Below are 8,543 nucleotides of genomic sequence, written 5' to 3' on the forward strand. Positions count from 1 at the left end.
TGGCCGATGCAGGGAGAAGAAGCCGCCCCGGAGGTCGACATGTCCTGTCTCGAGCCGCACCGCAAACGTGCCTTCGGTCCGCCCGCCATCGTTCCGGAAACGGTGACGCTGGAGGCGCAGGACATGCCCGGCCTGCGGCCCGTTGCCTGCGTCGAGGAGGGGGCGGAGGTGGCCTTGGGCACGCCCGTCATGCATGACAGGGCACGGCCCGCGATCCGGGTCGTCGCCCCGGTGGCGGGCCGGGTGGTGCGGGTGGAGACCGGCCTCGGTCGCCGCGTCATCCGGGTGGTGATCCGGCCTGCGGGCCCGGCACGGGCTGCGCCGGTGAGGGCGGTGGGCGACACCCGCGAATTGATGCTGATCCACGGGCTCTGGTGCGATCTGCGTACCCGGCCCTTCGACCGCGTGCCCGACCCCGAGGTCCGGCCCAAGGCGATCCTCGTGAACGCGCTGGACGGTGCGGCGGTCGCGGCGGCGCAGGCTGCGCCATTCGCGCTGGGACATGGCCTGCGCGCGCTCTGCAGGCTCACCGACGGGCCTGTGATCCTGTGTCAGCACGGCGGCGCGGCACTGGCCCCGGCGGAGGGACGCGTCGAGCTTGACACGGTCGCGCCGCGCCATGACGGCATGGCCCACAGGCTGCGCCGGCTGTGCAGCGTGGCCCATGGCGGCGAAGTCTGGACGCTCGACGCGCAGACGGCGATCGCGCTCGGCCGGCTCTGCGGCGAGGGGCTGTTCGATCCGACGCGCCTGGTCGAGATCGTCACGCCCATGGGCGAGGTCGCAGGCCTGCGGCAGGCGCCGCTCGGCGCCGATCTGGCGGAGGCGTTGAAGGAGGCTGGCTGGACGACCCCGGCCACCCGGCCGCTGAGGCGCAACGAGAGCCGGATCGACCCGCGCCACGACGCGGTCCCACCGCCCGACGGTGCGCTCGGGCCGATCGTGCCGGTGCCGGCCTTGGCGGCGACGCTGCCGATGCGGCTGCGTGCGATCCCGCTGCTGCACGCATTGCAGATCGGCGATGCCGAGACCGCGCGCAGGCATGGTTGCCTCGATCTGGTCGAGGGGGACATGCGAGCGGCCAGCGCGATCTGCGCCAGCGGTGCCGATTACGGCGCTCTGCTGCGCCGCGTCCTCGATGAGCTGGAGGGCGAGCGATGAGGGATGGAAGTGTCACGGCGCTTCGAAAACGTGCCGCCCGCGATGCCACGGCGCTTCGATTGATCGCCCTCGCGCCGCCTGCGGTGATCCTGTTCCTGCGGGCTCCGGGCACGGCATGGCCTCATGCGCTGGCCGTGGTCACGGCCGCGTTGGCCTGCGCCCTGATCTTCGCCGAGCTTCGTGGCCGCGGGCCGATCTTCGAGGTGCTGGTGCCGGCGCTGCTCATGGTCCTCTTCGCTCCGCCCGAGGCCGCGCCCTGGCAACTCGCGCTCGCTCTGTCTCTGGCGCTCGTGCTCGGCGCTCTCGTTTTCGGCGGCGCGGGCTTCGGCTTTCTCAGCACCGGCGCGCTGGCACTGGCGCTGCTTGCCTTCTCGTTTCCGCCGCTAGCGGCGGTGGTTCCGGAAACGCCGGTGCTCTGGGCCGCCTTGCCCGGAGGCGCGCTGCTCCTGCTGGCGGGGCTTGCGCCGTGGCGGGTCGTGCTGGCCGGGGCCGCGGGCTTTGCGCTGGCGACCGGGGCGGGGGGCTCGGGTTTCGCGCAGGGGGCGCCACTCGCCGTCCTTCTGGTCTATTTCGCCGCAGATCCCTTCGGTGCGCCGGTTACCGGGCCGGGGCAATGGCTGTCGGGCCTTATGGTGGGCGGGCTCATCGCACTTCTGGGCGCAGCCGGGGGACCCGGTTTCGACATGTCGGCGGGCGTCTTCGCGGTCCTGCTCGCGGGTCTTTTCGCGCCGCTGATCGATGCGGGCGTGATCGCCGTCGCCGACTGGCGCGAGGGGGTCAGCCATGGCTGAGACACGCGGTCCGTGGGCGCGGTTTCTCGCGCGGCCCAACGAGGACCCGGTCAAGGCACTGGGCATGGCCGGTCTGGTGGCGCTGGGCGCGGCGCTCACCGTTTCGACCACGGCCACGCTGCTGGAGCCGCGGCAAGCCACCAATCTCGAGGCCGCCCGCGCAGCCCGGATGCAGGCCATGATCGAGGCGCTGCCGGGGCTGCGCGAGGTGATGGAAGAGGCCGGGGTGACCGAGCTACAAAGCCGTCTCGTCGATCTCGAGACCGGCCGCGTGCTGCCCGACGAGGTCATGGCGTTCGATCCCGAGCGGGTGGCGCGCGATCCGGGCACCGGAATCGAGCTGCCGCCGGAGGCCGACATCGCCGGGATCGGGCGGCGCGAGCGCGTGGCCGTGATCCACCTGCTCGAACGCGACGGCGCACTGGCGCTCGTGGTGCTGCCGATGCGCGGCGCGGGGTATCAGTCGACCATCCACGCGCTGCTCGCGCTCGAACCCGATCTCGACACCGTCGCGGCGCTGACCGTGACCGAACAGGGCGAGACGCCGGGGCTCGGCGCGCAGATCGAACGCGCCGATTGGCAGGCGCTCTGGCCCGGCCGCCGCATCGCCGATGACAGCGGCACGATCCGCATCGAGGTGGTGCGCGGCACGGCCGCCACGCCTTACGAGGTCGATGGCATCTCGGGCGCCACCCGCACCGGCAACGGCGTCACCGCCATGCTGCGCTTCTGGATGGGGCCGTGGGGCTATGGCCCGTTCCTCGACAGCCTGGCCGGGGAGGGGGCGGGATGATCCGGTTGTCGCATCACCTGACCGATCCGCTGATCCGGTCGAACCCGGTGACGCTGCAGATCTTGGGCATCTGCTCGGCGCTGGCGGTGACCACGGCGCTGGCGACGGCGCTCACCATGGCGGCAGCGCTGATCTTCGTGCTCTGCGCCTCGGCCGCGATCATCAGCGCGATCCGCCGCCACATCCCGCACGCGATCCGGCTGATCCTTCAGATCACCATCATCGCCACGCTGGTGATCGTCACCGACGAGGTGCTGCGCGCCTATGCCTTCGAGATCAGCCAGCGGCTGTCGATCTTCGTCGGGCTGATCGTCACCAACTGCATCGTGCTGGGCCGGGCCGAGGGCTTCGCCATGCACCATCCCGTGGGACCCTCGATCCTGGACGCGCTGGGCAACGCGCTGGGCTACGGCCTCGTGCTGGTGGTCGTCGCGACGATCCGCGAACTCCTCGGCACCGGCAGGCTTCTTGGTATTCCGATGCTGCCGCTGACGGAACAGGGCGGCTGGTTCGAACCGCTGCGGTTGATGCAGCTCGCGCCATCGGCCTTCTTCATCATCGGGCTCATGATCTGGGCGATCCGCACGGCGCGCCCCGAACAGGTCGAACGGCCGGAACATCGCCTGCTGTCCCGGCAGGGGGAGGCGCGGCCATGACGGAGATCCTGCTCGCCGCGATCCTGACCGACAACCTCGCCCTGTCCTTCTTCCTCGGCATCTGCACCTTCCTCGCGGTGTCGCAGCGGATCTCCACCGCGCTCGGCCTCGGTCTCGCGGTGATCGTGGTGCAGGGCGTGACGGTGCCGGTCAACGCGTTGATCCACAGCTTCCTGCTCGCCCCCGGCGCGCTACACTGGGCCGGGCTGCCCGAGATCGATCTGAGCTTTCTGCGGATCATCGTCTTCATCGGCGTCATCGCCGCGATGGTGCAGCTGATGGAGCTCCTGCTCGATCGCTTCGTGCCGGCGCTGCACCGCGCGCTGGGGGTGTTCCTGCCGCTGATCACGGTGAACTGCGCGATATTGGGTGGCAGCCTGTTCATGGTCGAGCGGCGCTACGACCCGCTTGAGGCGGTGGTCTGGGGGATCGGCAGCGGCATCGGCTGGGCCATTGCGATCACTGCCTTCGCCGCGATCCGCGAGCGGTTGCGCCATGCCGACATGCCCGAGGGGCTGCAAGGCCTCGGCGGCGCCTTCATCGTCACCGGTCTGATGTCGCTCGGCTTTTCCGGCTTCGGGGGGCTGGTGCCATGACCGGGATGCTGGTGGGCGTGGTCCTTCTCGTGACGCTGGTGCTGGCACTCAGCGCCGCGCTCATGATGGCACGGCGGCGGCTGGTGCCCGATCTGCCCATCGCCGTCACGGTGAACGACCATGCGCCTTTCGAAAGCCGCTTCGGCACCGATCTCTTGGGGGCGCTGGCCGCGCATGACATCCTGTTGCCCGCGGCTTGTGGAGGCGCGGGAACATGCGGCCAGTGCCGGGTGCGGGTCAGGGGAGAACCCGTCGCGCCGCTGCCCGCCGAACGGGCCCGGCTGTCACGGGCCGAGCGCCGCGCAGGCATGCATCTGGCCTGTCAGCTCCGGTTGCGCGTGCCGGTCGCGGTCGAGTTGCCCGAGAGCCTTCTGGGCGCGCGGGGCTTCGACTGCACCCTCCTGCGCGCACGCTTCCTGACGCCGTTGATCCGCGAACTCGTGCTCGAGGCGCCGCCCGACGTGGTCGCCCTGGTGCAGGCCGGGGCCTTCGTGTCGCTGACCGCGCCGCCGCATGATTTCGGCTTCGACACGATCGAAGTGCCGGAGCGGTTTGCCACGGACTGGGCCGAGCTGCGGGAGCTGCGCGCCGTCACGACCGCGCCGGTCACCCGCGCCTATTCCATCGCCAGCACCCCCGCCGATCTCGCGCAGGAGCATCTCGTGCTGCTCATCCGTCTTGCCCTGCCGCCGCCGGATCGGCCGCGCCTGCCGCCGGGGGCGGTCTCGTCCTGGCTGTTTCACGTGGAGAAGGGCACCCGGATCGCGGCAAGCGGCCCGCATGGCGATTTTCGTGCGCAAGCGGGAACGCGCGAGATGGTGCTGGTCGGCGGCGGCGTCGGCATGGCGCCGCTCCGGGCGATCATCCATGAACGGCTCGGGCAGGGGGCGTCCCAACCGATCAGCTTCTGGTACGGTGCGCGCCGCCGCGACGACCTGTTCCACGCCGAGGAGTTCGCGGCGCTGGCGCGCCGGTGTCCGAATTTCCGCTTCGAGGTCGCGCTGTCCGATCCGCGTCCCGACGAGCCCTGGGACGGGCGGACGGGCTTCGTCCACGCGGCGCTGCGCGACGACCTTCTGCGCGATCATCCGGCTCCAGAAGCGTGCGATTACTACCTTTGCGGTCCGCCGCTGATGATCGCGGCGGTGATGGGCGTGCTGGACGAGGCGGGGGTGCCGCCAAGCCGGATCTTCTTCGATGATTTCGGGAGCTGATTTATGCGGATCGGACGACGCGAGATTCTGATGGGCGCGGCGGTGACACTCTTTGCCCCACCCGCATGGGCCGCAACGATCAGCCTCGGCGGCCCGGCCTTCGGCAGCTACTGGCGCTGCCTCGTGCCGGCCGGGACGGACAGGGCGGCCTTGATGGCCGAGACCACCGGCCTGATTGCCGGACTGGATGCGGAGCTGTCCCCTTGGCGCGACGACAGCGCCCTCACCGCGCTCAATCGCGCCCCGGCGGGGCGGTGGATGCAGATGGGGGATGCGACCCGGACCTGCCTGCGAGAGGCCGAAGCCGTGCAGAGGCTGACCGGGGGTGGGTTCGACGCACGCGTCGGGCCGCTGGTGGCGCGCTATGGTTTCGGCCAGATCGCAGGAGAGGTGACGAGGGCAGGGCGGTTCGAACTGAGCGGCGGCGCGGTCCGCAAGAGCCATGACGCGCTGACCTTCGATCCCTGCGGTTTGGCCAAGGGACATGCGCTCGATCTGCTCGCCCAACGGATCGCCGGTCTGGGTGCGAGGGACGCGCTGGTCGAGATCGGCGGCGAGGTCCGGACGCTCGGTCGCCATCCATCGGGCCGACCATGGAGAGTGGCGATCGAGGCGCCGGGCGCGGAGCTGCCGCAAGCGCAGCGGGTGGTCCGGCCGGGACCTCTGGCATTGGCGACTTCCGCCCATGCGCCGCAGGGCCATGCGGGGCCCGCGACGACCAGCCATGTCATCGACCCGGTCAGCGCCCGGCCCGCCGCGCAGGGGCTCCTGCAGGTCTCGGTGCTGGCTCGAACCGGCCTGCGTGCCGATGCGTTGGCCACGGGCCTTCTGGCGCTGGGGCCCGAGCGAGGAGCCGCGCTCGCCCGCCGGGCCGGGATCGCGGCCCTGTTCCTGCATCGCGCATCCGAGGGGGCGGTCGAGATGATGACCGGCGGCATCGACGCCCATTTCATTGCATGAAGGATATCGCACATGTTGCTGCTACTCGTTCTCATTCTGGTGTCGCTGTCGATGGCCGGGCTGGCCTTGGGGCTTCTGGCCGGGCGCGGCCCGCTATCCGGCGGATGCGGCCGGGCCTGCGACGGATGTCGCAAGCCTTGCGCACGCCGCCCCGTCCCATGAAGCCGCTGCCGCGCATCGCTGCGATCATGACTCGCGATGTGGTCACCGCGACACCCGGGATGGACCTGCTGCGCGCCATGCATCTCATGGCGTTTCACGGCGTTTCGGGCCTGCCGGTCGTCGATGCCGATGGCCGCCTTGTCGGCATGCTGTCGCAGCGGGATTGCCTGAAGGGGGCGCTGCACGCGGCCTACCACGCCGGGCCGCCGGGTCGGGTCGCCGAGGCGATGCATGCACCTGTCGAAAGCCTGCCCGCCGATCTGGACATCCTCGCGGCGATCGAGAGGTTCCTCGCCAGTCGCTATCGCCGCTTTCCGGTCCTCGATGGGGGGCGGATCATCGGCATAGTTTCTCGCGGCGATGTCGTCAGGGCCCTGGCCCGGCGGGAGAGCCGGGTATCGACCTGAAGCCACCTATGACGATCGCGCAAGCGGCGCTCCAGTGGGCGAAGGGCTGCGATGAGCAGCATCACATGCGTCGACGAGCAGCTTTCACTCGGCCACGAATGACAGTCGGTCTTCCCGGTCTATGGCTTGGCGCGGCGCCCCTTGGATTTGCAGGGTCCGGCAGGCCCGTGGGAGCCGCTTGGGTCATGTCCGGCTCATCGCCGGAAATGCAGTATCCGTCGTCCGCCGGGCAGCGTTCGGGAACACCAACAGGTCGCATGGCGGTGTCCTGAGAAAATCGCCATTCAGTTTCGGCATCGGCCCCGTCCCGGAAAGAGCGACGAGGTCGAGCCCGCGCGCCGAGGCCAGTCGCCGGATCCGATCGCGCGGATCGCCCTTGACCATCAGGATCTCGGTTTCGGGATCGAGACGCGTTCGGTCACGGAAACCCTCGATTGCGCGGGGGCCTTGCTCCTGCACGGTGTTCGCGCCCGCGCCATCGGGGGCGCAGGGGAGTTCGTCACCCGGCTCGGCGGGTGCGACCTGCATCAACGCGACGGCGGAACCGGGCGCGACGTCGCGAATGACCGGGATGAGCCTCTCGATTTCCGGGCTCGGATCGACCACCACCAATGTACGGCGGTAGGGCGCCTCCGGTGCGGTGGTCGAGACCAGGACCGGCACCGCGCAATCGGCGGCCAGACGCTCCACGAAGGTCCCGTGAAACGCGTCGATCCCGTTCGGGTGAACATGCTGTCCCACCACCAGCAACTCGGCATTCTGCTGTGCCAGCACCCTATGGATATCCCGCCAGACATTCGCATGGGTGCCGTCCACTTCCAGCCTCGGTCCGTACCGGCACTGGATGCGGGCGCGCAGGGTGTCGAAGTAGCCTTCCACGAGGGCGGCGAAATGCGCCGCCTGTTCGGGCGAGATCCGAAAGCTCGAGGCATGGAAGATGTGCAGGCGCCCACCCGTGCGGGCCGCGATCGCTGCCCCCCGCAGGACGGCTTGGTTGCCCGCCTTGGAGAAGTCGGTCGCGGCGACGATCGTTTCCATGTGCTCTACCCCTCGCTACATTCCGGCACGCTCCAAGCTTCGCGGGCTTTCGCCCAGCGCGCCTTGCGCCAGATCAATCTCAGAGTTTCCTGTGCGGGGCAGTCCGGCATCAATGGATGATCTGGTTGGACTGGTCCTCGTAGAAGAGTTCCCCCCCCCTGTCTGTTGCGAATGGAGTAGAATGGCGGTGCGGAAGGGAGCCCGTCCCCCCCCAGGGTCGAGAGCCCGTGTGGGAGCAAGGGTCCCTTCCGCGTCGCGATCAACCTGAACAGTTGCTTGGGACGGCTGACTCCGATCCCGCATGACATGGACAGGAGCTTTTACCATGCCACAGACCGTCATCGGCTGCGACCTTGCCCGCGGCTGGATCGATACGCACGCCCTGCCGACCAAGGTGGTGGTGAGGATCGATAACAATCCGAACAGCATTACCCGCTGGACCGCGTCCTTGCCTGCAAACTCTCTAGTCGTCTTCGAGGCCACCAGCGGCTGCGACACTCTTTTGATCAAGGCACTCTGCGACCGGGGCCTTCGCTTCGCACGGGTCAATCCGCGCCAAGCCCGAGAGTTCGCCCGCGCGACGGGCGTGTTGGCCAAAACGGATCGGGTCGATGCGCGCATACTGGCTGATATGGGGCGCCTCTTGCCTCTCGAGGTTACCGCGCCGCCTCATCCGGATCGGGCCCGACTTTCTGATTTCCTTCGTCGCCGCAGGCAGTTGGTCGAAATGCGGAAAGCCGAAAAGGTGCGTCGCCACAGCGCCGG

At 69.6% G+C, this 8,543-nt stretch carries 10 protein-coding genes; 9 read left to right on the plus strand and 1 reads right to left on the minus strand.

Annotation, left to right across the window (positions count from 1 at the left end; translation table 11 throughout):
- The first annotated feature begins 6 nt into the window (after positions 1 to 6).
- From O4G76_RS17980 to O4G76_RS18015, 8 genes are all read left to right on the plus strand, one after another.
- Positions 7 to 1,161: a hypothetical protein gene (locus O4G76_RS17980; RefSeq protein WP_269398621.1), complete on the plus strand. Its 1,155-nt coding sequence runs from the start codon at positions 7 to 9 to the stop codon at positions 1,159 to 1,161.
- Entirely contained in the window at positions 1,158 to 1,952 is a 795-nt protein-coding gene (locus tag O4G76_RS17985; RefSeq protein ID WP_269398622.1) for an RnfABCDGE type electron transport complex subunit D, read from the plus strand. Before O4G76_RS17980 ends, O4G76_RS17985 begins: the two co-directional genes overlap by 4 nt.
- A complete protein-coding gene (gene nqrC, locus O4G76_RS17990) occupies positions 1,945 to 2,745 on the plus strand; it encodes an NADH:ubiquinone reductase (Na(+)-transporting) subunit C (RefSeq protein WP_269398623.1) in 801 nt (266 codons plus the stop codon). Before O4G76_RS17985 ends, nqrC begins: the two co-directional genes overlap by 8 nt.
- Positions 2,742 to 3,401 (plus strand): NADH:ubiquinone reductase (Na(+)-transporting) subunit D, encoded by a 660-nt coding sequence (locus O4G76_RS17995; protein ID WP_269398624.1) that lies wholly within the window; start codon positions 2,742 to 2,744, stop codon positions 3,399 to 3,401. The genes nqrC and O4G76_RS17995 overlap by 4 nt, the downstream gene beginning before the upstream one ends.
- On the plus strand, positions 3,398 to 3,997 hold the full coding sequence (nqrE, locus tag O4G76_RS18000) for an NADH:ubiquinone reductase (Na(+)-transporting) subunit E (protein WP_269398625.1): 600 nt from the start codon (positions 3,398 to 3,400) through the stop codon (positions 3,995 to 3,997). Before O4G76_RS17995 ends, nqrE begins: the two co-directional genes overlap by 4 nt.
- Positions 3,994 to 5,211, plus strand: coding sequence for an NADH:ubiquinone reductase (Na(+)-transporting) subunit F (gene nqrF / locus O4G76_RS18005; RefSeq protein WP_269398626.1), 1,218 nt, complete (start codon positions 3,994 to 3,996; stop codon positions 5,209 to 5,211). The genes nqrE and nqrF overlap by 4 nt, the downstream gene beginning before the upstream one ends.
- 3 nt (positions 5,212 to 5,214) lie before the next feature.
- Complete coding sequence (locus O4G76_RS18010) at positions 5,215 to 6,171, plus strand: FAD:protein FMN transferase (protein ID WP_269398627.1); 957 nt, start codon at positions 5,215 to 5,217, stop codon at positions 6,169 to 6,171.
- Positions 6,172 to 6,329: 158 nt separating this feature from the next.
- Positions 6,330 to 6,740 (plus strand): CBS domain-containing protein, encoded by a 411-nt coding sequence (locus O4G76_RS18015; protein WP_269398628.1) that lies wholly within the window; start codon positions 6,330 to 6,332, stop codon positions 6,738 to 6,740.
- Between the two features lie 183 nt (positions 6,741 to 6,923).
- Here O4G76_RS18015 and O4G76_RS18020 read toward each other — a convergent pair whose 3' ends face one another.
- On the minus strand, positions 6,924 to 7,778 hold the full coding sequence (locus tag O4G76_RS18020) for a universal stress protein (protein WP_269398629.1): 855 nt from the start codon (positions 7,776 to 7,778) through the stop codon (positions 6,924 to 6,926).
- A gap of 325 nt (positions 7,779 to 8,103) precedes the next feature.
- Here O4G76_RS18020 and O4G76_RS18025 point away from each other — a divergent pair.
- On the plus strand, positions 8,104 to 8,543 hold a 440-nt coding region (locus tag O4G76_RS18025; protein ID WP_269398630.1), incomplete at its 3' end, for a transposase.

It is taken from the genome of Limimaricola sp. G21655-S1 (assembly GCF_027213785.1).
Classification (GTDB): domain Bacteria; phylum Pseudomonadota; class Alphaproteobacteria; order Rhodobacterales; family Rhodobacteraceae; genus Limimaricola.